Source organism: Streptosporangium sp. NPDC023615, from assembly GCF_040640155.1.
Taxonomy (GTDB): domain Bacteria; phylum Actinomycetota; class Actinomycetes; order Streptosporangiales; family Streptosporangiaceae; genus Streptosporangium.
In genome coordinates, this window is the sequence record NZ_JBFABE010000004.1 from 159,926 (window position 1) to 185,967 (window position 26,042).

Below are 26,042 nucleotides of genomic sequence, written 5' to 3' on the forward strand. Positions count from 1 at the left end.
CGGAGACATCTCGTGGCGCTCGTCGTTCAGAAGTACGGTGGTTCGTCCGTCGCCGACGCGTCCTGCATCAAGCGGGTCGCGCAGCGGATCGTCGCGACGAAAAAAGCCGGCAACGACGTCGTGGTGATCGTCTCTGCCATGGGCGACACCACGGACGAACTGCTCGACCTCGCCCAGCAGGTCTCACCGCTGCCCCCGGGCCGCGAGCTCGACATGCTGCTCACCTCGGGAGAGCGCATCTCGATGGCCCTGCTGGCGATGGCGATCGCCAACCTCGGCCAGGAGGCCCGTTCCTTCACCGGGTCCCAGGCCGGCGTGATCACCGACTCCTCGCACGGCCGCGCGCGCATCATCGACGTGACGCCCGGCCGGATCCGGGGGGCGCTCGACAACGGCCAGATCGCCATCGTGGCCGGGTTCCAGGGCGTCTCCCAGGACACCAAGGACATCACCACCCTCGGCCGGGGCGGCTCGGACACCACCGCGGTCGCGCTGGCCGCCGCCCTGGACGCCGACGTGTGCGAGATCTACACCGACGTGGACGGCGTCTTCACCGCCGACCCGCGCATCGTCCCGGCCGCCCGTAAGATCCCCCGCATCTCCTACGACGAGATGATGGAGATGGCGGCCTGCGGGGCGAAGATCCTCCACCTGCGCTGCGTCGAGTACGCCCGCCGGTTCGGCCTGCCGATCCACGTCAGAAGCTCGTTCAGCACCAAGGAAGGCACGTGGGTCGTCTCCGACCCCGACAGCGAAGGAAAAGAGATGGAGCAGCCGATCATCTCCGGCGTCGCGCACGACCGGAGCGAGGCCAAGATCACTGTTGTCGGGGTGCCCGACAAGGTCGGTGAGGCTGCGACGATCTTCAAAACGCTCGCCGACGCCGAGATCAACATCGACATGATCGTGCAGAACGTGTCGGCGGCCACGACCGGCCGTACGGACATCTCCTTCACGCTGCCCACCAGCGACGGCTCGGCCGCGCTCACCGCGCTGAAGAAGATCCAGGAGCGCATCGGCTTCGAGTCGCTGCTCTTCGACGACCAGATCGGCAAGGTCTCGCTGATCGGCGCGGGCATGCGCTCGCACCCCGGCGTCACCGCGACGTTCTTCGCGGCCCTCGCCGACGCGGGGGTGAACATCGAGATGATCTCCACCTCGGAGATCCGCATCTCGGTGATCGTCGGGCAGGACGAGGTGGACACGGCGGTCAGCGCCGCGCACCGCGCGTTCGACCTCGACGCCGACCAGGTGGAAGCCGTTATCTACGGAGGTACCGGGCGATGAGCCGTAAGCCGACCCTCGCTCTGATCGGCGCCACCGGCGCCGTCGGCACCGTGATGCGCGACATCATCTCCGGCCGCGACGACGTGTACGGCGAGATCAGGCTCGTCGCGTCCGCCCGCTCGGCCGGCAAGGTCCTGCCGGTGCGCGGCGAGGACGTCGTCGTCCAGGAGCTGACCCCCGAGGTCTTCGACGGCGTCGACATCGCGATCTTCGACGTGCCGGACGAGGTCTCCGCGACGTGGGTGCCGATCGCCGCGGGTCGCGGCGCCGTCGTCATCGACAAGTCCGGCACGTTCCGGATGAATCCCGAGGTCCCCCTGGTGGTGCCGGAGGTCAACCCGGAGGCGGCCCGGACGCGGCCCCTGGGCATCATCTCCACCCCCAACTGCACGACCCTGTCGATGATGGCCGCGATGGGCGCCCTGCACGAGGTGTACGGCCTGAACGCGCTGGTCGTCGCCTCCTACCAGGCGGTCTCCGGCGCCGGCGTGGCCGGCTCGGCCCGTCTCTACGACGAGGTCGAGGCCCTGGCGGGCGACCGGACGATCGGGCAGAGCGCCGGGGACGTGCGCAAGGCCCTGCAGAACAGGCTGGGGGACGGCGAGTCGCCCTTCCCGGCGCCGGTGGCGTTCAACGTGGTGCCGTGGGCGGGCTCGCTCAAGGACGACGGCTGGGCGTCGGAGGAGCTCAAGCTCCGCAACGAGTCGCGGAAGATCCTCGGGATCGACGACCTGAAGGTCTCGGCGACCTGCGTCCGGGTCCCCGTGATCACCACCCACTCGCTGGCCGTGCACGCGACCTTCGAGCGCGAGGTCACGGTGGCCGACGCCCACCGGATCCTGGAGGCCGCCCCGACCGTGGTCGTGATGGACGACCCGGCGAACGGCGTCTTCCCGACCCCGGCGGACGTGGTCGGGACCGACCCCACCTACGTGGGCCGGATCCGCCAGGCGCTCGACTTCCCCAACACGCTCGACCTGTTCGTCTGCGGCGACAACCTCCGCAAGGGCGCCGCCCTGAACGCGGCGGAGATCGCCGAGCTGGTCGCGGCCGAGTTCGCGTGACCCTCGGCCCGTGCGGCGGCACCCGGTGCCGCCGCAGGGGCCGGCTCCGCACGGGCCGGGCACTTCTCACGGGTCAGCGGAAGAGGATGTCCCAGTGGTCCGCCTCGCGGGCGTAGAGAGGTCCTGACGTTCCATCGGCCCCGTACAGGCGGGCCCGGTCGCCCCGGACCCCCTGTGACGGGTGGTTCTTGGTGATGTACCGGTTGATGCACCGGTTGGGTTTGATGTCGAGCTTGTAGCCGGCGAAGTGGCTGTAGGGCCCCGGGGCGTGTCCCACCTCGGTACCGCCGGTGACCACCAGGCGGCAGCCGCTACGGCGCTTCAGATCGATGGCGCTGGAGATGGTGCCGCTCCGCACCGCCTGCAAAGAGGTGCAGGTGCGTCCCTGGCGGTTCGAACACCCGCCGGAGGAGGTCACGCGCAGGCCGGCCTCGCGCAGAAGCCGCTCGGCGTCGACCTGCTGGAGCCGCAGGGGCCCCTGCCGGAGGGCCTGCCGCGCCTGGGAGGGCTGAGCCTCGGCGGCCTTCCCTGCCGTCTTCCCCGCGACCTCAGCGGCCGTCCCCCCCGCGACCTTCCCGACGGTCTTGCCGGTCGTTCTCCCGGCGGTCTTCCCGGCCGCCTTCCCGGCGGCTTCTCCGGTGACCTTTTCGGCCGTCTTCGCAACGGCTTTCCCGGCCGTCTTCGCAACGGCCTCTCCGGCGGTGGAGGGCGTCCGTTCCCTCACCGCGGGAGGCGGGGCCGCCGCCGATCCGCCCCTCGGGACCCGGGGCACCTCGGCCTGCCGGGCCGCCGCGGGAGCGGTTCCGGGGGCACGGGCCACGCCCTGTTCCGCCGTCCCGCCCTTCCGGACCGCGGGGGCCGTCCGCGTACGTGACACCGCGGGGGCCGCCCGCGTACGTGTCGCGGTCGTGGCGGTGGCCGTCCGTCCGTGCGGTGCGGCGGTGGTCGTCGTGCGTTCGCCCGCCGGGGCGGCAGGGGGCTTGCGTTCACGCGAGGTGGTGTCCGGAGCCGTCCGTCCGGGCGGTACGGTCTTCGCGGCCGGGGCGACCTTCCGCTCCGGCGACGAGGACTCCGGTGTCCCGGTGCGCGTACGCGGTGCGGTCCCGCCGCCTCCGGTCCCGTCCGCCGTGGCCGAGGCTCCGGACTCTCCCGACGTTTCCGGTCTGTGCGGTTTGTTCCGCCCGTTCGGTTCACCCGGCCGGTCCGGTTCACCCGGCCCGCCCGGCCGGGCCCGGCGGTTTCGTGCCGGTGTCCGGGGGGCCGCGAGGAGGGACGCGGTCGCTCCCCGCTGTCCTTCGTGCGGGGCGGCCGCCTGGAGGTACAGTTCCGATAGCCGGTGCCGGGTGGCCTTCCGCGGGAAGGCCGCGTACGGCGCGATGGCCACCGGCCCGCCGGTGCCCGTCGTGACGGGCACGGCCGGGCGGCCTCGGGGCATGGTGGTGCCCGGTCCGTACCGGCTCTCCGCGTCCGCGTCGGGGGTCGACGCGATGAAGGCTATCTGCAGAGCGAGCACTGTTCCCGTGATGAACCGGGTAGCCCGCCGTCTACAGGGACGTATCCCCATTTATGTATCCCTTGTCGCGGGAGCCCTTCCACCAAATGGATCAATCCCACTTCCGAAGCCGGATGATCCCTCCCGAAGCGCGAATTTTGCCCGGTAATGGCGATCATCGTGCGGGTTGATGACCTGATGGGACCGTAGACGGTGCGATGCCCGGCACGCTCGTGTCCACCGGACGGCACGCGCTCCCGGCGGCTCCGAGCGCGCCGCCCCATATCCGGGCGCGGAGCGGTAGAAGTGAAGGGCGGTCCCGGTGCCCGGCGGTCCGGGCGGATCCCGGGGCCGGCTGAGCCGGGGCTCGGAGCTGTGGCGCGTTACCGGCGTGGGGCGGAAGGTACGGGGGATTGACGGCAATCACCGATATCAGTGGCGGGGTCGATGTGGCGCGCTTAGGGTCGTTCACAAGGGCTTCTCCCGGGTGGCACAGGACGGATGACCTAGGGTTCGTCCCAGGGAGAGATCAGCCGAGCCCGTCTCCCAGCTTTGATCGACAGGTGACAAGTGCCCTATGACCGAGCCGACCCCGAGAACCCGTGGATCAGACAGGACCCGTGAGGTCATCGTGGAGACGGCCCTGCGGCTCTTTCGCGAGCGCGGGTACGAGGCGACCACGATGCGGGCCATCGCCGCCGAGGCCGGAGTGTCCGTGGGCAACGCCTACTACTACTTCGCCTCCAAGGAGATCCTGGTCCAGTCGTACTACGACCGGGCGCAGACCGAGCACGAGGCCGCGTGCGAGAAGCTCCTGGCCACCGAGCGCCGGTTCGCCGCGCGGCTGGAAGGGGTGCTGCGGGAGTGGGTGCGGGTGTCGGAGCCGTACCACGAGTTCGCGGTGAAGTTCTTCAAGCACGCCGCCGAGCCGGGCAACCCGCTCAATCCGTTCAGCGCCGAGTCCTCGCCCTCCCGGGACGCCTCGATCGGGATCTACCGGCGGGTCGTGGAGGGCTCCTCCGACCGTATCGACGCCGAGCTCAGGGCCGAGTTGCCCGAGCTGCTCTGGCTCATGTCGATGGGCGTCGTGCTGTTCTGGGTGCACGACCATTCGGAGGGATGCCGGCGGACGTACCGCTTCATAGAGCTCACCGTGCCGCTGGTCGACCGCCTGGTCGGGCTCTCGCACCTGCCCGGCCTGCGCGGTGTCGCGCGTGACTTCATCGCGGGGGTCCACGAACTTCGCGATTGACCGCTCCCCTCCCTGAAGGGAGGGATTCCCGGCTCGGGCCGTCTCGTGGAGCCGCGCGCCCGGAGGCCGCGCGCCCGGAGGCCGCGCCCCCGGAGACCTCGCGCCCTCGACACCGGCCGGCTTCGGACGGGCCCGGACGAGCGCCACGCGCGCGGAGTTCTCGTCCCTGGGGCACCGTTCCGGACGCGGCGCAGGTACCGAGGGCCGCAGCGTCCTCCGGGTTTCCCGATGTTTCCTGGGAGAACTCCAGGAATATCCGTATCCAACTGATTACCCTGAGTGGTCGGTTCGATGACGGGTTCAAAGGAGTCCCATGGGCTGGGTAGCCGTGCTGGTGGTGTTGTCCGTCGCGATCACGCTGATCGCGTTCCGTGTTCTGAGGAGAAAGGGACGGGAGGAGGGCGCCCACGGCTCGTCGTCGGTGGACTTCTCCGCCAACATCGCCCTCGCCGTCTATCTGCTGGTGCTGGCCTACGCGGCCGTCCTGTGCCGGGACAACCTCTCGGTCACGGAGGTGGACGTCCAGGCCGAGGCCGAGAGCCTCACCGAGATGTACTGGGCCGTGGCGCCCGTCCCCGAGGCCGCGCCCGTCAGGAGCCAGATACGGCAGTACACCGCGCAGAGCATCGATCTCGACTGGCCGCTCATGGCCGGAAAGACCATGTCCCCCATCCCCGGGCAGACGCTCGCCGACGCGCGGACCACGCTGCTCCGGCTCCGCCCGGTCGGCGACGAGGCCAGGAACCTCCAGCAGAACGCGCTCGACAGGGTCTCCGAGATCTCGCACGCCCGGATCATCAGGGGCGACGACGCGAGCACCGGCCTGGAGAGCATCTTCGTGATCTCCATGATCGTTTCCGGCCTGTTAGTGATCATCCTGCCCTGGACGCACGGGATACGGCCCACGAGGTCTTCGATGATCGGCGATCTGGTGCGGGTGAGCGTGGTCGTGATCGGCGTGTGCTTCATCACGCTGATCAGTCACCCGTTCAGCGGCCTCGGCGCCGTCGGGCCCGACGCGTTCCAGGCCGCGCAGCGGGAGTACGACCACATCGACGGCCGTTTCCCGTCCCAGCCCTGACCGGAGACCCCCGGAAGGGCCGGACGCCCGGGCACACCGGAAACCCCGGAACACCGGGGAAGCCCCGGAACACCGGGCGGTGCGAGGGTGCCGTGGCGGTCCGGAAACGCCGGGTGATCCGGCCGCGCCGGAGGGCCGGACGCCTCGGAGGGCCGGCCGCTGCGGAAGGGTGGGCGGCCGGGTGGTCCGGGTGGTTCGGAGCCCGCCGGAGGTTCTCTCCCGGCGGGCTCGGCCGAACGGACCGCCCGGCGGGTGACGTTCTCCCGGGCGGGTCCGGCCCGACGACTACCTGTGGCTCCTGCCGTTGAGTGCGGCGACGGCGGTGACCGAGATCACGCCGGTGAACATGACCACGAGGACCACCGTGCGGTCGGTGCCCTCGCGTCGGGTGGCGTAACGGTCCAGCACCAGCCGCTGCCGGACCAGGGGTGGCAGCGAAGGCGTTCTGGCGGGCGGCCGGGGCGTGCGGGTCCTGGACGGCTCAGGCGCGGCGGGAGTCTCGGGAGCGACCGGGAACGGGGCGGGCGGGAACACCGGAGCCGGCGGTGCGGGTGGCGCCGGCCGGGGCCGGGAGGGGGTCGGCTCGGGCGAGGAGGGCCGCGAGGGCGACGGGGAAGGGGGCGACGGGGAAGGGGGCGACGGCGACACCGTGGGGGGCCACGGCTTCGGCTCGGGCTTTGGCTTCGGACCGATTTCCGGTTTGAGGTCGGGCTCCGGTTTGAGATCAGAGTCCGGTTTGAGGTCGGGGTCCGGTTTGAGGTCGGGGTCCGGAAGGGAGCCGGGACGCGGTCTGACGCCGAGGCCCGGCTTCAGGCCGAGGCCCACCTCGAGGACGGGTCCCCTCCCGGCCTCGGGTTCCGGCTCCGCGTCGGCCGATCCGCCGGCGACACGACCACTCACGACCCGTCCGCCGGCGGCCCGACCGCTGGTGACCGGTCCGCCCGTGACCGGGTCCTTTCCCGCCTGCCCAGCCCCGGTCCGACCTCTTCCGATCAGGCCGCCCAGCCCCGGTCCGTTCGCCGCCGGTGCGCCCGCCAGGCCTTTCAGGAGCCCGCTCACGGGGTCTTTCGACGGTGTCGTCCGGCGATCGGGGCGCGAGGATCCTCCGGCCGTACGCGGCGACGTCGCCGGAAGGGCCGCCGTCACCCCCGCACCGGCTTCCGCCCCGCGCCCGGGCGCCGTCGACGCGCCCTGCCCCGCCCCGCGCCCCGGCCGAGGCTCCCGCCGCCGGTCCGGTCCGTGCTCCGGTCGCCGGTCAGGTCCCTGTCCCGCCCTCCACGGCGACCGGTGCTCCCGGCCGGGCTCCGTCCCGGGCCTCGTCCCGGGTCTCGTCCCGGGCCTCATCCCGGGCTCTGTCGCGGGCTTCGCCCCCGACCTCGCCCCGGTCCTCGCCCCGCCCCTCGTCCCGGTCGCCGTGCCCGGTCTCGTCGAGTCGCCGGCGGCGGGGGCCGGGAGCGCCGGCCCTCCGGGCCACGGGGACGCCGCGAACGGCTCCCCGGCCCGCCCGGCCTCTCCCGGATGCCGGACCCTCCTGACGTACCGGGTGACCTGGGGGCGGGGTGGCGCCGCGCCGTCTCCGGACCGGGAGGCGGAGGCCGGGAGCGCCGAGGTCGGGAAGACGGGGGCCGCCCCGGCCAGCAGGGGGGCCGCCACGCAGGTCGCGAGAGCGGCCATGCTGAGCAGGCTTCGTCGCTGGTTCGTCCGCCGATGCTTCATCACGTACCGTTTCTAACATCATACGGACAGTGATGGGACGGTAAACGGATGGTCCGCCCCGGCCCTGTCGCGCGTCATACCGTCCGGTTGGTACGGTCGCACTGCTGACGCCCCCCGGAACGGGTGCGACAAGCTACGGCAGAACGTCGTTCTAGGAACGGCGACCACGGACAGGGAGGCGGCACGATGGTTACGGGCCCACGCTGGGGGATGACGATTCCCTTCTACGACCGTTCGCTGGCCGACTCCAGGGAGCTGGTCGGCGAGCTGCCCGAACTGGGGTACACCGACGCCTGGTCCGCCGAGGTCAACGGCGTCGACGGCTTCGTGCCGCTGGCGATGGCCGCCGAATGGGCCCCCGGCCTGCGGCTCGGCAGCGCGATCGTCCCGGTCTCCACCCGCGGTCCCGGCCTGCTCGCCATGTCCGCGGCCACCCTCGCCGACCTCGCCCCCGAACGCTTCGTGCTGGGGATCGGGGCCTCCTCCCCCGCCATCGTGGAGCGCTGGAACGCCGGGGAGTTCGTCAAGCCCTTCGCCAGGACCAGGGACACCCTGCGCTTCCTGCGCAGCGCCCTGGCGGGCGAGAAGGTCACCGAGCGGTACGAGACGTTCGAGATCAAGGGCTTCAAGCTGGAGCGGGCGCCCCGGATCCCCCCGAGGATCGTGCTGGCCGCGCTGCGCCCCCGGATGCTGCGCCTGGCCGCCGAGGAGGCCGACGGTGCGATCACCAACTGGCTCTCCCCGCAGGACGTGCCCAGGATCAGGGCCGAGATCGGCCCGGACACCGAGCTGATCGCCCGGCTGTTCGTGTGCGTCAGCGAGGACGCGGAGAAGGTGCGCGCGCTCGGGCGCCGGATGCTCGCCGGCTATCTGACCGTCCCGGTGTACGCGGCCTTCCACGACTGGCTGGGACGCGGCGAGGTGCTGCGGCCGATGCACGAGGCCTGGGCGGCCGGTGACCGCCAGGCGGCGCTCAAGGCCATCCCGGACGAGGTCGTGGACGATCTCATCGTGCACGGCGACGCCGCCACCTGCCGGGCCAGGATCCGGGAGTATGTGCGCAACGGCCTGAACACCCCCGTCCTCGCCCCCATCCCCGGCGGCGAGGTCTCGATCGCGCAGGCCGTACGAGACCTGGCCCCCGCGAAGGAGTGAGGCGTTGCACGAGGTGCTGAGGCTGGACGCGACCGGACAGGCGCGCGCCGTACGGGAGGGAGAGATCTCGGCGAGGGAGCTCGCCGAGGCGGCGATCGCCCGGATCGAGTCCCGTGACGGCGTCGTCAACGCGGTGGTGCACCGCAGGTTCGAGCGGGCGCTGGCCGAGGCGGACGACGTCGCGCCCGGCGCCCCCGGCGCCCCCTTCGCGGGAGTGCCGACGCTGCTGAAGGATCTGGGCTGGGCGATGGCCGGAGAGCCCTACCGCGCGGGCTCACGCACCCTGGAGGGGATGACGGCACGCGGGGACGGCCACGCGGTGGCCAAGCTGCGCCGGGCGGGCTTCGTCGTCCTGGGCAGGACCAACACCCCGGAGTTCGGCACCGCGATCACCACCGAGCCGGTGGTCTCGGGCCCCACCCGCAATCCCCACGACCCGCGCTACAGCAGCGGGGGGTCCAGCGGGGGGTCCGCCGCCGCCGTGGCGGCGGGCATGGTCGCGGTGGCCACCGCCAGCGACGGCGGCGGGTCGATCCGCATCCCGGCGAGCATGTGCGGGCTGGTGGGCCTCAAGCCGAGCAGGGGCCGGGTCAGTTCCGGGCCGTCGGCGGGCGAGCCCTGGGCCGGCTTCTCGGCCGCGGGGCTGCTCTGCCGCACGGTCAGGGACAGCGCCGCGACCCTCGACGTGGTCGCCGGGACGATGCCGGGCGACCCCTACGGCGCGCCTGCCTGGCGGCGCCCGCTCGCCGAGGAGGTCGGCGCCGACCCCGGGCGGTTGCGGATCGGCTTCCTGGCCGCGCACCCCGACGGGAGCGTCCCGCCCGACGCGGACCTGGTGGCCGCGGTCACCGGGGCCGCCGGGCTGCTGGAGGCGCTCGGTCACCGCGTCGAGCCCGGGGGGCCGCCCGCGCTCGCCGAGCGGGACTTCGCCCGGCACTTCGGCACGGTCGTGACCGCGCACGTGGCCGCCGACCTGGACGAGATCGGACGCTGGCGCGGCAGGCCCGTGGAACTGGACGAGCTGGAGACGCGCAACCGGATCCTGGGCGCGGCCGGCCGGAGGCTCGGGGTGGTGGACTACCTCGCCTCCCGCGACTGGATCGACGGCTTCCGGCGGCGGATGGCCGCCTGGTGGGAGACCTGCGACCTGTTGCTCACCCCCTCGCTGGGGGTGGCGCCGTTCCGCCTGGGCTGGCTGCCGCCCGACGACGTCAGCACCGTCCCGGGTCGTACCAGCCGGGCGGTGGCGTTCACCTCGCCGGTCAACGCGACCGGGCAGCCCGCGATCTCGCTGCCGTCGCACCGCACCGCGGAGGGCCTGCCCGTGGGGGTGCAGCTGGTCGCCGCCGCCGGTCGGGAGGACCTGCTCGTCCGGGTGGCCGCCCAGATCGAGGCGGAACGCCCCTTCACGCACCCGGCATCCGCCTGACGGGAGCCGCACCCGGCATCCGCCTGACGGGAGCCGCACCGGGTGTCGGCCCGGCGTGCCCGCACCCGGCATCGGCCCGGCGAACCGTCCCGCCGGAGCGTGGCAGGTGGTGCGGGATCCGGGAACCGTCCGGGAGGACCACGCGTTATATCGTGAGACGGCGGGGTAGTACGCCGCCAGGCGAACGTGCTTCCAAGGAGGCTCCCATGGTGAAGGCGGCGCGCGCGGCACAGGCGTGGCGGACGTACCGGAGTGTGTCGCAGCCGGGCTCCCCGGGGCTCGGCGACCGGCTCAGGGCTCTGCCCAGGATGATCGGCGCGGTGATGCACGGGCAGTACCCGGGGATGAGCAAGGGCAAGCTGGCCATGATGGGCATGGGCGTGCTCTACATCCTCTCCCCGGTGGACGTCATCCCGGAGTTCTTCCTGCTCATCGGGGTGGCCGACGACTTCGGGGTCTTCCTCTGGCTGATGGGCTCCCTGCTCGGCGAGGGCGGGCGCTACGTCGACTGGGAGCGCGAGCGGACCGGCCGCCGGGTCACAGCTGCTCCATCCTGAGCCAGGCCCGCGAGGGCAGCGGGTGGCCGAACAGGCGGGCGGCGTTGCCGTAGGCCACCCGGGCGATGTCGGCGGGCGGCAGGCTGCCCAGGTTCGTCGCGACGGCCTGCTGGGTGTCGGGCCAGGTGGAGTCGGAGTGCGGGTAGCCGCTCTCCAGCAGCACGTGCTCCAGCCCGACGGCGAGCCGTACGCCGGACAGCGCGTGGTCGTTGAGCGTGCCGAAGAAGAAGTTCCTGCGCAGGACCTCGCTGGGCTTGAGCCCGCCCTCCCACGAGGCCTCGCCCGCGACCGGGTGGTCGAGCGCGTAGTCGGCCCGTTCCGCGAGCATCGGCAGCCAGCCCACGCCCCCCTCGACGATGAGGATCCGCAGGGCGGGGAAGCGCAGCGGGATGCCCGACCAGAGCCAGTCGGCGCAGGCGAACATCGCGCTCGTCGGCATCAGCGTGGTGATCGCCTCGATCGGGGTGTCCGGTGACGGGACCGGTGCCCAGGAACCGGCGCCGGCGTGCAGGCAGACCACGGTGCCGGTCTCCTCGCAGGCCTGGAAGAACGGGTCCCAGTGGTCGCCGTGGATGGACGGCAGGCGAAGCCGGGTGGGGAACTCCGGGAAGAGCACCGCCTTGAACCCGCGTGCCGCGTTGTCCCTGATCTCCTTGGCGGCGACCTCCGGGTCGGTCAGCCAGGGAAGCTGCAGGGCGATGATCCGCTCCGGGTAGGTGCCCGCCCAGACGTCCACGTGCCAGTCGTTCCACGCGCGCATGACCGACAGGCCCAGCTCCTGGTCGCGGGTCTTGGCGAAGACCATGCCGGCCTGCCCGGCGAGCATGCCGGGAAAGCAGAGCGCGGCCCAGACGCCGGCGCGGTCCATGTCCTCGATCCGGGCCTCGACGTCATGGCAGCCGGGACGCATGTGCTCGAACCGGACCGGGTCCAGCGTCCACTGCTCGCGGGGCAGGCCGGCGCCCACGTCGAGCCCGGCACAGGGATAGGTGACCCCGCCGTAGCGCCAGACCTGGTGGCCGGAGTCGGTCTCGACCACCTTGGGGGCGAGCTCGGCGTACTTCTCGGGCAGCCGGTCGTCGAACATGTCGGGCGGCTCGATCAGGTGGTCGTCGGCTGAGATGATCACATAGTCCCGCCGCCTGGGCTCGGGGTCGGGGAGCAGCGGCGTAGTCACGCGGTCAACCGTATGACGCTCGAATAACACTCATCAAGCTGGCAAGGTCTCCGCTTGGTATCTCTGTCCATCGCGCGAGACCCGGCGGGCATACCCCGAGACCGCCGCAGGGGGAGGGCGGCAGCCTCGGGGGCGGGCCCACCGGAGGGTGCTGCCTGTGGCGGGCCCTGGTCCGCGCCTACCCAGAGAACCGCTGAATATCAGGATTTTCCAGAAGATGACTTTTAAGGGCGGCCATGACACTTTCATTTACTCCGAGGGTCCGGGCGCAGTAGTCCCGCACCGGTCCCAGCTCCGCCAGGAACAGGCGCATGGCCTCGGCGGGAGCCTCGCCGTACCCCTCCCAGGGCAGCGGCTCGCCCGGGTGCTCCCTCTCCCAGTACGCGACCTGGCGGGATCGGGCCAGCCCGGTCAGCGCGTAGTCGGTGACCACGTCCTCCTCGGGCACCCCCAGCAGCCGCAGGACCAGCGCGACGAGCACCCCCGTGCGGTCCTTGCCCGCGGCGCAGTGCACCACCACGGGAGCGTTGCCCGCGTCGGCGATCACCGTGAGCGCGGCGGCGAGCTCGGCCCACCCGTCCCGGGACACCTCCAGGTAGCGGTCGGCGAAGAACCTGGCGACCCCGGCCTCGGGACTGTAGTCGTCCCGGACGTTCCAGAAGCGGTGCTCGACCGAGAGGTTGTGATAGCGCGGGCCGTGCGGCGCGCGGCCACGGCGATCGATCTCCTCGGGATGGCGCAGGTCGATCACGGTACGCACGCCGAGCGCCTCGAAGCGGTCGAGGTCCTCGCCGGAGAGCAGGTGCAGCGAGGCCGACCGGTACAGCCGCCGCCAGCGCACCTGGAGCCCCTCGTCCGTCAGGTAACCGCCCACGTCACGGAAGTTGTGCAGTCGCGCGAACTCGATATGCCGGGTCACGCCCCCTAACCTATTCAACGGCGGGTATCGGGGACGGGGGCGGCGGATGCGCGTGGTGGTTCCGGCACGGGAGGAGATCCCCTTCGGGGTGCGCCTGGTGCTGCTCTTCGTGCTCGTCCTCTCCACGGTGGTCGTGCACCTGAACCAGGCTCCCCCCCTGCGTCCGGCCGGGGAGCTCATCGCGGACCTGCGGGCGGGCGGGGTGGACCGGGTGGTCTACGACCGCGACTGGCCCGCCTACGGGACGCTGACGTGGTCCCACGGGCCGCTCTCCTGGACCCAGGCGCGCTTCGACCAGCCCGACGACGTCTGGGACCCCCGGACCACCCGTCTGGACCGCGAGGCCCTGCGGCAGCGCCAGGAGGCGTTCCTGGCCCAGGTGCGCGCCGCAGCCGACCCCTCGGTGGAGATCGTGCGCACCGAGGGGTTCAGGGGTGCCGGCGCCCTGGTCGGCTCGCCCGCCTACGCGCGCTGGTGGGAGCCCTTCGCCCCGGTGGCGGTGGCCGCCGAGGTGCTGACCTGGCTGCTCATGCTCGCCCGGCCGGACCCGCGTCACGCCAGCCGCTGGGCCTGGTTCTGGATGTTCCTCGTCGGCGGCTCGCTGCTGTACGTCCTGCTGGAGCCGCGCCCGCTGTGGCGGGGGCCGCACGAGGTGCTGCCCGCACCGGAGAGGATCGACGGGACGAGGGGGTTCGCGATCGCGGTGGCGATCCTGTTCGGCGTGGGGATGGTCAACGCGTGATCGTCCGGCGTGGCGACGGCCGCGATCAGGTCGCGAAGATCAGCCAGAGGTCCCAGCCGCCGCTCTTGGCCTGGCACCGGTAGTCGTCCGCCCCGCCGGGGTTGTGGGGCCACAGGTACTCCGCGGCCACGGCGACGCACTCGTCACGGGTCCCGTAGTGGCCGTGGTACTGCCAGTAGTCCATCGCCTTCGCGGTCGTGCCTGCGACGGTCCGGCCGGCCGGTGCGGCGGACGCCACACCGCCGGTGAGCGCCAGTGCGGCCGTCGCGACCACTCCCACCGCCAGCACGCGCACACGGATTCTCACGGGAAGACCTCCCTGCGGTTCGGCCATCGTTGATCCACTCATTGAATGGAGGATTCACTTAACCCGCAAGAGGCTGGACCGTTACATCGGAAAGGGCTTTCCCGAGGTGATGGACTTCTATCGGACAGGGGATCTCTCGGACACGGAGCCGGGGTCGGGGGCAGGATCGGGGTGGCCGGGACCGGAGCCGGGATCGAGGCCGGGATCGGGGCCGGTCGGGGAGGCCGACGCGGCCGCCGCCCTGCGGTCGGCGGCCTCCCTGCGGATCAGCATCGCCCAGCCGCCGACCGCGATCCCGATGAACAGCCACCACTGCACGCTGTAGGCCAGGTTCAGCCCGCCTCCCCCTCCGACGTCCGGTGCCGGGACCGGCGCGGGCGCGGAGGCCGCCGCCGGCGACTCCTCGGTCAGCTCGACGTACCCGCCCAGAAGCCGGTACGGCAGCCGGCGGCCGATGGCCGCGGTGTCGATCAGCAGCACCTGGCCCGCGGGCAGGCCCGCCCGATCGCGGATGCCCGAGCTCTCCTCGGTCTCGGAGAGACGTAACCTGCCGGTGACATTCACCTCACCCGAGGGCGGCGGCGGCACCGGGGGGACGGAGTCGGCCGTGGCGCCCGCCTTGATCCAGCCCCGGTTCACCAGCACGCCCGTGCCGTCCGCGAGGGTCAGCGGGGTCAGCACGTAGAAGCCGACCATCCTGTCCTGGGTACGCCGCCTGACCAGGAGCGACGCACCCGTGTCGTACGTTCCCGCGGCCGTGACGGCGCGGTGGCGGTCCCGGGGGGAGACGGTGCCGCCCGGGGAGGTCAGCTCCCGTACGGGGACAGGGGGGGCGGCGAGGTTGGTGGTGACCTGGTCACTGCTCGCGGACCGTTCCTCGAAGCGCCCGAACTGCCACTGGCCCAGGAGCAGGAAAGCGGGGATGACCAGCAGCACCACCACGTGGAGAGCCAGCCATCGGGGAGTCAGCAGGAACCGGTACACGCACCCAAGGGTAGGCACCGCGGACACCGCCCTGTCCTCCGCATGCGCCTTTGGGGCGGCCGGGTGTGCCGTAGGGCGTAGTAGTGTGCCCGGAATCGCTGGATCGTCTGATGTCGTGGAAAGACTCGCCGGACACTCCGGACATCACATACGGTCGGGTGAGATCTCCCCCGGGACGTTCCATCACCTCCGGAGTCCGCCCCTGATGTCCGTGCTCATGTCCGCCCCCGTGACTCCGCTCGTCCTTCCCCGTATCGGCCCCCTGCTGCGGCATGCCGCTCCCAGGGTGTTCGAGAGCATGATCCTTCCCGTTCTCGTCTTCTACGTCGCGCTGCTCTTCACCGGCCCCGGCGTCGCGCTCGGCGTGGCGGCGGCCTGGGTGTACGGCGGGGTCGCCTGGCGGCTGGTCAGGGGCGACGAGGCGCCGGGCACGCTGCTGCTGGCCGCGGGCACGATCACCGTGAGGGTGGCGCTGACCGTGGCGACCGGCAATCCCATCGTGTTCTTCCTGCAGCCCTGTCTCGGGGTCTTCTGCGTGAGCATGGGCTTCCTGCTCACCGCGCCGCTGCGGCGGCCGTTGATCCGGCGGGTGGTGGCCGACCTCGTACCGCTTCCCGACCACGTGACCGAGCACCCGCGGATGCGGCGCTTCTTCGTGTGGCAGTCGGTGCTGTGGGGGTGCGCGCAGTTGCTCAACGCGGTGCTGAGCCTGTGGTTGCTGCTCAGCCAGAGCCTGCAGACCTACCTGCTGGTGCGCACCTCGGCGGTCGCGGTGCTCCTCGGCGGCGCGGCGCTCGTCTCGGTCCTCAGCTTCCGGCACTGCCTGCGGAGGCTGGAGGCGCGGGCACCGCTGACGGCGGATGCGGAGCCGGAGAGGGCCTGACCTCCCCGGAGGCGGTCGCTCCGGGCGTGCGCGCGCCGGACGTGGTGGACGCGCCGGACGTGGTGGACGCGCCGGACGTGGTGGACGCGGTGGACGCGGTCGCCGTGAACGTGGTCCCGGTGGACGCGCCCGCCGTGGTCGTGCCGGGCCCGGCCCCGGGGACCGGAAGGGGGCGTAGCCCGGGACCGGCCAGCGGGGTGACCTCCTGGGGGCCGGAGATCTCGTGTCCCTCGGCGCAGCGGAAGTGCTGCTCGACCGGGGCGCCGCAGTCGCGGTGGGTGATGAGCACCGGGGGGCCGTCGTCGCCGCTGAGGTAGCGGTCGCCCCAGTGCATCAGGGCCACCATGATCGGATACAGGTCCAGGCCCATCCTGGTCAGCCGGTACTCGTCGCGCCGGCGCTGGCCGGGCTCGCGGTAGGGGACCTTGCGCAGCAGCCCCTCCTCCACCAGCCGGGACAGCCGGGCGCTGAGCACCTGACGAGGGGCTCCGGTGGCGACCTGCATGTCGTCGAAGCGCCGCACCCCGCCGAACGCCTCGCGCAGCACCAGGAACGTCCATTTCTCCCCGACGACGCCCAGGGTGCGTTCGATCGAGCAGTTCTGCATCCTCAGGGGCAGGTTGCCGGGTCTCGCCTCGCTCATGTGCGCATCGTAGGTCGCCATGGCGCCACCTCCAACGTTGCTAAGTCTACTTGACATACCCAGACCTTCACGGGAATCTGAGTCCATGATGCGAACCCAGCAGGTGTCGTCGTGTCTCGCCCCCGGCGGCGACCCGGTGCCGCCCGGACCTGTGACGACGGTGCCGGGCGCGGCCGTGGAGATCCGGGCCGCGCGGCCCGGGGACGAGGAGCGGATCGTCCGCTTCCTGGAGGGCCTGTCCCCGCGTACGCGGATGCGGCGGTTCTTCACCGAGATGCACCGTCCCACCGCGAGGTTCGTCGACGCGCTCATCGCGGTGGACGAGCGGCGCGACGCGCTGCTCGCCGTGCACGGGGACCTGCTCGTCGGCCACGCGATGAGCTACCGGGGACAGGAGACCGACATCGAGATCGCCGTGGTGGTGAGCGACGAGTGGCAGGGGATGGGGCTCGGCTCCCGCCTCGCCCGCGCGCTGATACGCCGTGCCGCGGACAGGGGGGCCACGACGGTGGGGATGGACGTCCTCGGGGACAACCGCACGGTGCTGGCGATGATCCGCAAGATCTGGCCGGACGCGGCCATGCGCGCCTCCTCGGGCACGGTGGAGGTGACCGCCGGGATCCCCGGCTGAAGGGACCCGGACCGAACGCGGGCGGGTGCGGAGCACGACACCCCGCCGGTAGGATCGACGCGGCCCGGACCGTTTCCCGGAGAGTTTGCGGAACAAGGTTCTGTTGCCCCACCATTGGAACGTGAAGACCGCCAAGAACGGCCGCGACGGCCGCACCAGGATCGTCGAGGGTGCCCTCCGCCGATTCAGCCAGGACGGGGTCTCGGCCACCACGCTCGCCAGCCTCCGCGAGGAGAGCGGCGTCAGCGTCGGCAGCTTCTACCACCACTTCGCCAGCAAGGAACACGTCTTCGGCGTCCTGTACGCCGAGACCCTGAACCTGTACCAGGACGCCTTCCTCGCCGAGCTCCGGAGCCACGAGGGCGCCAGGGAGGGCATCGAGGCCATCGTCGCGCTGCACATGTCCTGGTGCGGCGAGAACCGCGAGCGGGCCCACCTGCTGATCAGCGAGCGGCCGCCCCGGCGCGAGGAGCCCGGGGGCAGCGAGGTCTCGGAGTCGCGCAGGGCGTTCTTCAGGAAGGTCGCCGACTGGTGGCGTCCGCACATGAAGGACGGGCTGCTCCAGCCGGTCCATCCGACGATGTGTTACGTGCTCTGGCTGGGGCCGGCGACGGAGATGTGCCGCCTGTGGTTCGCCGGGGCGCACCAGCCCACCGCCGAGGAGATCGCGGGCCTGTGCGAGGCGGCCTGGCAGAGTCTGCGCCAGCAGGCCCCCTGACCCTCCCCGGGGACGTTCCCGGGGCCGATCAGTGCGCGCCCACGAGCCGGTGCCGGGCGTCGGCGAACCGGTGCGCCCGCGTCGGAACCCGCCACACCTCGTGGTCCAGGGAGATGTCCAGTCGCAGGTCCTCGCGCCGCCGCCGAAGGCCGGGGACGCGTACCCGGTCGGAGACGTCGAATCCGCCGTGCCGCGCGTAGCCGAACCCCAGCTCCCCGGTGAAGACCCGCAGCTCGTCCTGGTTGCCGCAGCGCGGGCAGGTCCAGGCGACCACGTCCTTGCCGCGGTGGTAGTCGTGACAGGCGCGAAAATACTCGTCGGGCCGGAACCGGGACTCGCAGGCGAGGCAGGGGATCAGCATCACGGATCCTTTGGAGCGGGTGGTGCGGTCATACAGGACTACCGCCCGGCGCTTGAACCGCGCTTGCAGAACGCTTGTCCGTGTAGGTGACGATCCGGTCACCGGGGTCTCCGCACCCGCCCGGTGCGAGGATTGCCCGGTGAACGATCTGCCGATCCGGCTCGGTGAAGTCCTGCTCGAGACCGGCTACACCATCGACGGCGTCCGGGCGCGTCTCGGCGACGTCGCCGCCACCGCGCTCTCACGCGAGGAGACCGTCCCCGCCCTGCGGGCCACCGCCGAGGACGACCCGCTGGGAACCCTGATCCGGCTGTGGTGGCTCGGCGTCGCCGTCGACGAGCGCGCGATGCCGGCGGGCCCGAAGGCGGACGAGCTGGCCGCGGCGGGCCTGGTCCGGGTCGCGGACGGCCGGGTCACCTCCACGGTGCACCTGCAGCCCTGGGAGACCGGCGGCTACCTCGTCTCCGACCGCAAGGTCAGGCCGGGCGATCCGGCCCTGCGCCCGGACCACGTCGTGGGCGCGGGCGGCGCCTCGGCGAACCTGGCCCAGCTCGCCTCCCGCCGTCCGGCCGGGCGCGCCCTGGACCTCGGCACCGGATGCGGGGTGCAGGTCCTGCACCTGAACGGCAGGGCTGAGGCGATCACGGCCACCGACGTCAACCCGCGCGCCCTGAAACTGGCCCGTCTCGGCTGGGCGCTCTCCGGGATCGACGGGGTGGACGCCCGGCGGGGTTCCCTGTTCGAGCCGGTGGAGGGCGAGCTTTTCGACCTGGTGGTCTCCAACCCGCCGTTCGTGATCTCTCCCGCGGGGCGGTTCACCTACCGCGAGTCGGGCCTGCGCGCCGACGACTTCTGCCGCGAGCTGGTGCGCGGGGCGCCCCGCCACCTCGCCCCCGGCGGGACCTGCCATCTGCTGGCCAACTGGCTGCACGTCGCCGGCGAGGACTGGCGCGACCGGGTGGGCGGCTGGCTCACCGGGACCGGCTGCGACGGCTGGGTGGTCCAGCGCGACGTACAGGACCCCGCCGAGTACGTCGAGCTGTGGCTGCGGGACGCCGCCGAGCAGGGCACCGCGCGTTACCGGGAGCTCTACGACGACTGGCTCGGCTGGTTCGAGGCCGAGGACGTCGCCGGGATCGGCTTCGGCTGGATCACCCTGCACGCCTCCGGGAGCCTCGACCCGGTCGTCCGGGTGGAGGAGTACGGCCTGCCGGTGGAGCTACCGGTCGGCGGGTACGTGGACCGGGTACTGGAGGCGATCGCCACCGCCCACCGGCTGACCGACGCCGAGCTGCTGGACGCCCGGCTCGTGGTCGCCGACGGGGTGGTGGAGGAGCGGATCGGCCCGCCCGGCGCCGAGGACCCGGCGCGGATCGTGCTGCGGCAGACGACGGGGCTGGGCCGCGGCGCGCGGGTGGGGACCGTCGAAGCCGCTCTCGCGGGCGTCTGCGACGGCGACTATCCACTGGGCCCGCTGCTCGCCGCGATCGCCGAGCTCACCGGGGAGGACCCCTCTGACCTGCGCTCCAAGGCTCCGACGGCGCTCCGCCCGCTGATCGCGGAGGGGTTTTTCCACATATCCACAGGGTGATCGTCCACAGGCTGTGGATATCTCGGCTAACGCCTGTCAATCGGATGTCAAACGCGGTGAGGGAGGGTGTCGGTCGTGGGGCACGGACCCGGGGGTGAAGGGTCCGTGTCACGTCCGGCCGGTCGTTCCAGTAAGGCGGCCGAGCCGCGGGCGACGTACCGGACAACCCGGGCCCCCTACACGTCGCCCGAGCTCTGAGCGAGCGGCCGGGCATCCACGCTCACCGGGGACCGCGGCCCATGTCGAGGGGATGGCAGTTGATCAACCACGTCCGGATGACACGTCTCGACGAGGAGCTGTACGACGACCTGGGATCAGCGCCCGGCCCGATCGCCGCCGCAGACGCTGCCGACATCGTCGTCACCGGCCCGGCCGCGGACCCGGCCGGTGACCGGGCCGCCGACCCGGTTGCCGACTCAGTCCCCGGCCCGGTCCCCTACCCGGTCCCCGATCCGATCACCGGCCCGGCCCCCTGCGCCGTCCTGCTCGGCGCGGTCGCGCTCCAGCAGGAGACGCAGGTCCTCGGCCTCGGGGGCCCCGAGCCTGGTGAACAGGTGGTGGGCCCTCTCCAGGCAGCCGCGGCCCCGCCCGGCGTCACCGAGGCCGCCGAGGGCCTTGCCGAGCACCCATAGGGCCTGGGCCTCGCCGTACGGATGGCCGATCTCCCGGCTCACGGACAGCGCCTGCTCGGCGTAGCGGGTCGCGTCGGCGAAGCGGCCCGCGTGGATGAACGTCTCGGCCAGCCGGGAGCAGACCCGCTGCTCCCAGACCCGCTGGTCGCTGGCGCGGAAGAACGAGAGGCACTCGGCGTGGTGATGGACCGCCTCGTTGAGCCGGCCGACCCGCGACAGGATCATTCCCAGGTGGTAGCGGGCCCTGGCGGTGCCCGCGTTGGAGCCCATCTCGATGAACAGCGCCAGTCCCCGTTCCGCCGCGGCGATCGCCTCCTCGGGCTGGCCGAGGAAGAGGTGGTCACGGGCGGAGTAGCTGAGGGTCAGGGCCTCCCCGCCCCGGGCGCCGGTCTGGCGGAACTCCGCGCGCGCCGCGTCGAACCAGGTCAGGGCCTCGACGTGCCGTCGCATGCGCCCGGCCACGACGGCCAGCGCGTTGAGCGCCTCGCCGGCCACGATGCGGTCGCCCGAGGCCGACAGGTCCAGCGAGATCCGGAACTCCTCCTCGGCCTCGGCCAGCCGGTTGGCGCCGAACAGCACGCGTCCCAGCACGTAGCGGCAGCGCAGCTCGGCGGCGACGGCGCCGAGGCGCCGCGCGACGGCCAGCATCTCCCGGGCCCGGTTCTCGAACTCGCGGGCGTGGCTGCCCGACTCCAGCAGCGGCTCCATGGCCAGCAGCAGGTCGGCCCCTCCCAGCAACTCGCCGGGCTCGTCCGCGCAGGTCGCCTTGGCGATCGAGGCGAACAGCGACTCCGCCTCCACGGCCAGCCAGGACACGGCCTCGTCGACGGAGGCGAAGACGTGGCCGGTCCCGGTGACGGCGAGCCGGTCGGCGACGGTGCTGCCCTCGTAGGCCAGGCGGTGCGCCGAGCGCGCGGAGGCCAGGTAGAACTCCAGCAGCGCGCGCAGGGCCCTCTCGCCCTCGCCGCCGATGGTCACGCTCACCTCGGAGCCGCGCCGCCCCCCGTGCTCCACCTCGCCGGCGGCGCAGCTCTCCTCCTCGGCGTCGGCGACCCGTTCCGCGGTACGGCGGGCGAAGAGCTTGAGCAGGTCGTGGAAGCGGTAGCGGCCGGGGGTGGGCGCCTCCAGCAGGCTGGCGTCCACCAGGGACTCCAGGATGTCCTCGGTGTCCATCGGGTCCAGGTCGAGCAGCGCGGACGCGGCCAGGACCGAGATGTCCGGCCCGCCGGGCAGGGAGAGCAGCCGGAACGCGCGGGCCTGGGCGGGGCCGAGCTGGCCGTACCCGAGGGCGAAGGTCGCCTCCACCGCCAGGTCGCCCACGCGCATCTCGTCCAGGCGGCGGCGCTCGTCGGCCAGCCGGGCCACCAGCGAGGCGACGGTCCAGGACGGCCGGGAGGCCAGCCGGGCGGCCACGATCCGCACCGCGAGCGGCAGGAAACCGCAGGCGGCGACCACGTCCATGGCCGAGCCGCGCTCCGCCTCCACGCGCTCCGTGCCGGCGACGGTGCCGAACAGCGCGAGGGCCTCCTCCGGCTCCATGACGTCCAGGTCGACCAGCCGGGCCGAGGCCAGGTCGGCGAGCTTGCCGCGGCTGGTCACGATCGCCGCGCAACCGGTCGAGCCGGGCAGGAGCTGGCTCACCTGGGCCGCGTCGCGGGCGTTGTCCAGCAGCACCAGCATCCGGCGGTCGGCCAGCAGCGAGCGGAACAGCGCCGACCGTTCGGCGAGACCGTCGGGGAGGGCGTCGCCGGGCAGGCCGAGGCCGCGCAGGAAGGCCGCCAGCACCGACTCGGGAGCGGCAGGCTCCTCGCCGTACCCGCGCAGGTCGGCGTACAGCTGCCCGTCGGGGAAAAGGTCGTGCATGGCGTGGGCGACGTGCACGGCCAGGGCCGTCTTGCCCACACCGCCGATGCCGGAGATGGCCGCCACCGGCACGCCCTCGGAGCCGTTCCGGTCCGACAGCAGGGTACGGAGCCGGGCGATGATCTGGCGGCGGCCGGTGAAGTCGCTCGCGGCGGCGGGCAGTTGCGCCGGGCGCGGCAGTTCCGCGATCGCCTGCGCGGCCCTCGGCTCCGGTGCCGGCCGGTCGCCCTCCACCGCGGCCCGCCCCTCCGTCGCCGCCGGGAGACGCCCGCCCTGGCCGTCGAGGGCGTTCCGCGCCTTCGTCGTTCCCGCTCCGGGGTCACCGGCCGTGCCCGGCCCTGGGACGTCGCCCGTGCGGTCCGCCGGACCGGAACGGGCGACGGGCGCCGGCCGGGCGGTGTGGGCGGGCATGAGGGACGGGTCGTCGGCGAGGATGCGCCGGTGCATGCTCGTCAGGTCGGGGCCGGGCTCGATGCCCAGCTCCTCGATCAGGGTCGCGCGGGTGTCGGCGAAGGCCGACAGCGCCTCCGCCCTGCGCCCGCAGCGGTAGTAGGCCAGCATCAACTGGGCGCGGAGCCGCTCGCGCAGCGGGTGGTCCCCGACCAGGGCGACCAGCTCGGACATGACGTCGGCGTGCCTGCCCAGCTCCAGGTCGAGCTCCATCAGGACCTCGAGCACGTTCATGCGGCGCTCGGCGAGCCGGCCGCGCTGGTGCTCGGCGTAGGGGCCGACGGCACCGGCCAGCGGCTCGCCGGTGCAGAGCGCCAGGCTCGCGCGCAGGCTCCGGGTGGCCCCGGCCAGGTCACCCGCGCGGCGCGCGGTCTCGGCCTCGGAGACGCCGCGCTCGAACAGGGTCAGGTCGAGGGTGCCGGCGTCCAGTTGCAGCGCGTACCCCCTGCCGACGGAGGTCAGCAGCTCGGGGCGGGTGCGCGGGGACCGGCCGGGCTCCAGCACCGAACGCAGCCGGGAGACGTAGGTGCGCAGCGCGCCGAGCGCCCGGGGCGGGGCGTCCTCCCCCCAGATCGCGTCGATCATCTCGGCCGGGGTCACCGCCCGGCTCTCCCTGAGCAGCAGCATCGCCAGAATGGAGCGTTGCAGGGGTGTGCCCAGATCGAGTTCCGACCCCCCACGCCAGGCGCGGACGGGACCCAGGACGGCGAATCGCAGCCCGTCCTCGCCGTCCTGAACAGCCATTACCTGAATCTCCACCCCACCGGAAAGTTTTGTTGACAAATAATATGTCCTTCCCTGCTTACCACATAGGCGAAGGCGTGCATGTTCACAGGTGCGTTGATTCCTTGTTGATCCTTCGTTGAGTCGCGCTTGTCATGCTGCGGCCGTCGGGCGTGGCCCCAACGGGGGCGGCCATGCCCGACATGTCGGTCTATGGGGGCGGACTCCGGCCGACGTGCCCCGTGGGTCCTCGAGCGGTCCTCGGGATTTCGCGTACGGCGTCGCCGAGGCGGACGGCACGCGCCGGACGGGGGCACGGGTCCGGGAAGGACGCGGGCGGACGCCGGGCCCGTCCGGATATGCGGGGCGGGTTCTGGGTCCGAGAACATCTGGCCATATTTTTTCCTGTATAGGTATTTTTCGCATTGTTCACACCTTTTTCCGGAGGCCGGGTCGCCGCTGTTCTCCGGTGTCTCCGGTACGGCGGACCGTCGTGTCGTCGCCTCCCGGCCCCGGCACGGCGGCCCGCCCCCGGTAGCGTCGGCACGTGCCTCCCTCCTACGCGCTCGAACGGTTGCTGAACGACGGCGGATCCAGGCTGGTCGCCGGGGTGGACGAGGTCGGGCGCGGGGCCTGGGCCGGTCCGGTGGCGGTCTGCGCCGTGGTCACCGACCTGTCGGAACCGCCCGCCGGGCTCACCGACTCCAAGCTGCTCACCCCCGCCCGCCGCGCCGCCATGGTCGAGGAGATCACCGCCTGGGCGGCCGGGATCGGTTACGGCGAGGCGTCCCACCGGGAGATCGACGAACTGGGGATGACCGAGGCGCTGCGCCGGGCGGCGGGCAGGGCGCTGGCGGCCCTGCCCGTCAGGCCCGACGTGGTCGTCCTCGACGGCAAGCACGACTACCTGGGCGCTCCCTGGGCGGTGCGCTGCGAGATCAAGGGCGACCTGTCGTGCGTCTCCGTGGCGGCCGCGTCCGTGATCGCCAAGGTTCACCGGGACGCCTACATGGCCTCGCTGGGACAGGACGCGTACGGGTTCGCCGCCAACGCCGGGTATCCCTCGCCGGTTCACCAGGCCGCCCTGGCAGAGCTGGGCCCGACGGAACACCACCGGCTCTCCTGGTCCTACCTCGACGACCTGCCCCGGTGGCGTCACCTGAAGAGGCACCGCAACCCGCTTGCCGGGGAGGGACAGCTCGACCTCTTCTGACGCCCGCCACCCGTGCGGAGGGTCGGGTACCGGGAGTCGCGCGTCGGGGACATCATCGGAGCATGCGGATCGGAGTCTTCCTGGTCGCCGCCGGATTCCCCGGCCGGGCGCCGGGCGAGGTGCTGCGGGACACCGTGGAGGCGGTCGTCGAGGCCGAGCGGGCGGGGTTCGACGACGCCTGGATCGCCGAACACCACTTCATGTCGTACGGCGTGTGCCCGTCGGCGGCGACGCTGGCCGGCGTGGCGCTGGGCCGCACCACCAGGATCGGGGTCGGCACGGCGGTGAGCGTGCTGTCCACCCGGCACCCCGTGGACCTGGCGGAGCAGGCGGCGATCCTGGACCAGGTGTCCGGGGGGCGGTTCACGCTGGGGGTGGGCAGGGGCGGGCCGTGGGTGGACCTGGAGGTGTTCGGCACGGGGCTGGCGAGGTTCGAGCGCGGGTTCGCCGAGTCGCTCGACCTGCTGTGCGAGGCGCTCTCCGAGGACGCGGTCTCCGCCGACGGGGAGTTCTTCGGTTTCAGAAGGGTGCCGATGGTCCCGGCGGCCAGGCTGCGGCCGGTCGTCGCGTGCACCTCTCCGGAGACCGTGGCGCTGGCCGCCGGGCGAGGGTTGCCGATGCTGCTGGGGATGCACATCGGCGACGGTGAGAAGGCCGCCCTGCTCCGCCGGTACGAGGACGAGGCCGGAGCCGTGGCAGGGGCGTCCGGTGCGCGCGGGGAGGGGATCGGTGCGGGGGCGTCCGGTGCGCGCGGTGCCGGGGGCGTTCGCCCGCTCGCCCCGCCCCCGCACCTCGCCGCGGCGGTGGGTCACGTGGCCGACACGACGGAACAGGCCGTACGGGAGCTGCGGGAGGCCATGCCGCGCTGGCTGGAACCCGGTCTGGCGGGTTACGTACCCGTGGACGGGCGGGCGCGGCCCGCGCGCGACGTCCCGGGATACGTGGACTTCCTCTGCGAGACGCATCCGGTCGGCTCGCCCGGCCGCTGCGTCGAGATGATCGAGCGGACCGCCGCGGCCACCGGCCTGCGGCACCTGATCCTCCTGGTCGAGGGGGCGGGCGACCGCGCACGCGTCCTGGAGAACATCAGGCGGCTCGGGGCGGAGGTGCTGCCCCGGGTCCGCGGTCGTGCCCGCCCGCGAGGAGCGGGCACGACCACGGGGTGAGGCCCG

General features: G+C 72.7%; 23 protein-coding genes. 14 read left to right on the forward strand and 9 right to left on the reverse strand.

Features of this window, described 5'->3' with window-relative positions; all coding sequences use genetic code 11:
• Positions 1–12 precede the first annotated feature (12 nt).
• Both AB0G16_RS04925 and AB0G16_RS04930 read left to right on the forward strand, forming a co-directional pair.
• The gene (locus AB0G16_RS04925) at positions 13–1,287 is read left to right on the forward strand and encodes an aspartate kinase (protein WP_362798683.1); all 1,275 of its coding nucleotides are present in this window, start codon (positions 13–15) and stop codon (positions 1,285–1,287) included.
• A complete protein-coding gene (locus AB0G16_RS04930) occupies positions 1,284–2,351 on the forward strand; it encodes an aspartate-semialdehyde dehydrogenase (protein WP_362798686.1) in 1,068 nt (355 codons plus the stop codon). The genes AB0G16_RS04925 and AB0G16_RS04930 overlap by 4 nt, the downstream gene beginning before the upstream one ends.
• A 73-nt stretch (positions 2,352–2,424) precedes the next feature.
• Here the strand turns inward: AB0G16_RS04930 and AB0G16_RS04935 are convergent, their stop codons facing one another.
• Entirely contained in the window at positions 2,425–3,075 is a 651-nt protein-coding gene (locus tag AB0G16_RS04935; protein ID WP_362798689.1) for a hypothetical protein, read from the reverse strand.
• 1,345 nt (positions 3,076–4,420) lie between these two features.
• On the opposite strand from AB0G16_RS04935, the gene AB0G16_RS04940 reads away from it, so the two are divergent.
• Together AB0G16_RS04940 and AB0G16_RS04945 are read left to right on the forward strand one after the other, a co-directional pair.
• Complete coding sequence (locus tag AB0G16_RS04940; RefSeq protein ID WP_362798692.1) at positions 4,421–5,095, forward strand: TetR family transcriptional regulator; 675 nt, start codon at positions 4,421–4,423, stop codon at positions 5,093–5,095.
• A 313-nt stretch (positions 5,096–5,408) separates the two neighbouring features.
• A complete protein-coding gene (locus tag AB0G16_RS04945) occupies positions 5,409–6,176 on the forward strand; it encodes a hypothetical protein (RefSeq protein WP_362798695.1) in 768 nt (255 codons plus the stop codon).
• Positions 6,177–6,461: 285 nt separating this feature from the next.
• Here the strand turns inward: AB0G16_RS04945 and AB0G16_RS04950 are convergent, their stop codons facing one another.
• Entirely contained in the window at positions 6,462–6,584 is a 123-nt protein-coding gene (locus AB0G16_RS04950; protein ID WP_362798698.1) for a hypothetical protein, read from the reverse strand.
• A 1,494-nt stretch (positions 6,585–8,078) separates the two neighbouring features.
• Here AB0G16_RS04950 and AB0G16_RS04955 point away from each other — a divergent pair.
• From AB0G16_RS04955 to AB0G16_RS04965, 3 genes are all read left to right on the forward strand, one after another.
• Positions 8,079–9,047 (forward strand): LLM class F420-dependent oxidoreductase, encoded by a 969-nt coding sequence (locus AB0G16_RS04955; protein ID WP_362798701.1) that lies wholly within the window; start codon positions 8,079–8,081, stop codon positions 9,045–9,047.
• A 13-nt stretch (positions 9,048–9,060) separates the two neighbouring features.
• Positions 9,061–10,476 (forward strand): amidase, encoded by a 1,416-nt coding sequence (locus AB0G16_RS04960; RefSeq protein WP_362798966.1) that lies wholly within the window; start codon positions 9,061–9,063, stop codon positions 10,474–10,476.
• Positions 10,477–10,682: 206 nt separating this feature from the next.
• The gene (locus tag AB0G16_RS04965; protein ID WP_362798704.1) at positions 10,683–11,033 is read left to right on the forward strand and encodes a YkvA family protein; all 351 of its coding nucleotides are present in this window, start codon (positions 10,683–10,685) and stop codon (positions 11,031–11,033) included.
• Here the strand turns inward: AB0G16_RS04965 and AB0G16_RS04970 are convergent.
• Both AB0G16_RS04970 and AB0G16_RS04975 read right to left on the reverse strand, forming a co-directional pair.
• Positions 11,014–12,210 carry an amidohydrolase family protein gene (locus AB0G16_RS04970; RefSeq protein WP_362798707.1) on the reverse strand — a complete coding sequence of 399 codons (1,197 nt, stop codon included), beginning with the start codon at positions 12,208–12,210 and terminating at the stop codon, positions 11,014–11,016. The genes AB0G16_RS04965 and AB0G16_RS04970 overlap by 20 nt on opposite strands.
• Before the next feature lie 178 nt (positions 12,211–12,388).
• Positions 12,389–13,129: a tyrosine-protein phosphatase gene (locus AB0G16_RS04975; RefSeq protein WP_362798710.1), complete on the reverse strand. Its 741-nt coding sequence runs from the start codon at positions 13,127–13,129 to the stop codon at positions 12,389–12,391.
• A 46-nt stretch (positions 13,130–13,175) separates the two neighbouring features.
• On the opposite strand from AB0G16_RS04975, the gene AB0G16_RS04980 reads away from it, so the two are divergent.
• Positions 13,176–13,871 carry a hypothetical protein gene (locus AB0G16_RS04980; RefSeq protein WP_362798713.1) on the forward strand — a complete coding sequence of 232 codons (696 nt, stop codon included), beginning with the start codon at positions 13,176–13,178 and terminating at the stop codon, positions 13,869–13,871.
• A 25-nt stretch (positions 13,872–13,896) separates the two neighbouring features.
• On the opposite strand, the gene AB0G16_RS04985 is transcribed toward AB0G16_RS04980, so the two are convergent.
• Both AB0G16_RS04985 and AB0G16_RS04990 read right to left on the reverse strand, forming a co-directional pair.
• The gene (locus AB0G16_RS04985; RefSeq protein WP_362798716.1) at positions 13,897–14,178 is read right to left on the reverse strand and encodes a hypothetical protein; all 282 of its coding nucleotides are present in this window, start codon (positions 14,176–14,178) and stop codon (positions 13,897–13,899) included.
• 117 nt (positions 14,179–14,295) lie between these two features.
• Positions 14,296–15,162 (reverse strand): SURF1 family protein, encoded by an 867-nt coding sequence (locus AB0G16_RS04990; RefSeq protein WP_362798718.1) that lies wholly within the window; start codon positions 15,160–15,162, stop codon positions 14,296–14,298.
• A 298-nt stretch (positions 15,163–15,460) separates the two neighbouring features.
• On the opposite strand from AB0G16_RS04990, the gene AB0G16_RS04995 reads away from it, so the two are divergent.
• The gene (locus tag AB0G16_RS04995) at positions 15,461–16,045 is read left to right on the forward strand and encodes a VC0807 family protein (protein WP_362798721.1); all 585 of its coding nucleotides are present in this window, start codon (positions 15,461–15,463) and stop codon (positions 16,043–16,045) included.
• Here AB0G16_RS04995 and AB0G16_RS05000 read toward each other — a convergent pair.
• The gene (locus AB0G16_RS05000; protein ID WP_362798724.1) at positions 15,969–16,709 is read right to left on the reverse strand and encodes a helix-turn-helix domain-containing protein; all 741 of its coding nucleotides are present in this window, start codon (positions 16,707–16,709) and stop codon (positions 15,969–15,971) included. The two genes, AB0G16_RS04995 and AB0G16_RS05000, sit on opposite strands and share 77 nt — an antisense overlap.
• A 64-nt stretch (positions 16,710–16,773) precedes the next feature.
• Here AB0G16_RS05000 and AB0G16_RS05005 point away from each other — a divergent pair, with 64 nt between their 5' ends.
• Entirely contained in the window at positions 16,774–17,319 is a 546-nt protein-coding gene (locus AB0G16_RS05005) for a GNAT family N-acetyltransferase (protein WP_362798727.1), read from the forward strand.
• Between the two features lie 121 nt (positions 17,320–17,440).
• A complete protein-coding gene (locus tag AB0G16_RS05010) occupies positions 17,441–18,037 on the forward strand; it encodes a TetR/AcrR family transcriptional regulator (RefSeq protein ID WP_362798730.1) in 597 nt (198 codons plus the stop codon).
• Positions 18,038–18,065: 28 nt separating this feature from the next.
• Here AB0G16_RS05010 and AB0G16_RS05015 read toward each other — a convergent pair whose 3' ends face one another.
• Complete coding sequence (locus tag AB0G16_RS05015) at positions 18,066–18,398, reverse strand: hypothetical protein (protein ID WP_362798733.1); 333 nt, start codon at positions 18,396–18,398, stop codon at positions 18,066–18,068.
• Positions 18,399–18,537: 139 nt separating this feature from the next.
• Here AB0G16_RS05015 and AB0G16_RS05020 point away from each other — a divergent pair, with 139 nt between their 5' ends.
• Positions 18,538–19,989: a methyltransferase gene (locus AB0G16_RS05020; protein WP_362798736.1), complete on the forward strand. Its 1,452-nt coding sequence runs from the start codon at positions 18,538–18,540 to the stop codon at positions 19,987–19,989.
• A gap of 416 nt (positions 19,990–20,405) precedes the next feature.
• On the opposite strand, the gene AB0G16_RS05025 is transcribed toward AB0G16_RS05020, so the two are convergent.
• On the reverse strand, positions 20,406–23,678 hold the full coding sequence (locus AB0G16_RS05025; RefSeq protein WP_362798738.1) for a BTAD domain-containing putative transcriptional regulator: 3,273 nt from the start codon (positions 23,676–23,678) through the stop codon (positions 20,406–20,408).
• A gap of 526 nt (positions 23,679–24,204) precedes the next feature.
• On the opposite strand from AB0G16_RS05025, the gene AB0G16_RS05030 reads away from it, so the two are divergent.
• Positions 24,205–24,870 (forward strand): ribonuclease HII, encoded by a 666-nt coding sequence (locus tag AB0G16_RS05030; protein WP_362798740.1) that lies wholly within the window; start codon positions 24,205–24,207, stop codon positions 24,868–24,870.
• A 62-nt stretch (positions 24,871–24,932) separates the two neighbouring features.
• Entirely contained in the window at positions 24,933–26,036 is a 1,104-nt protein-coding gene (locus AB0G16_RS05035) for an LLM class flavin-dependent oxidoreductase (protein ID WP_362798743.1), read from the forward strand.
• The last annotated feature ends 6 nt before the right edge of the window (positions 26,037–26,042 follow it).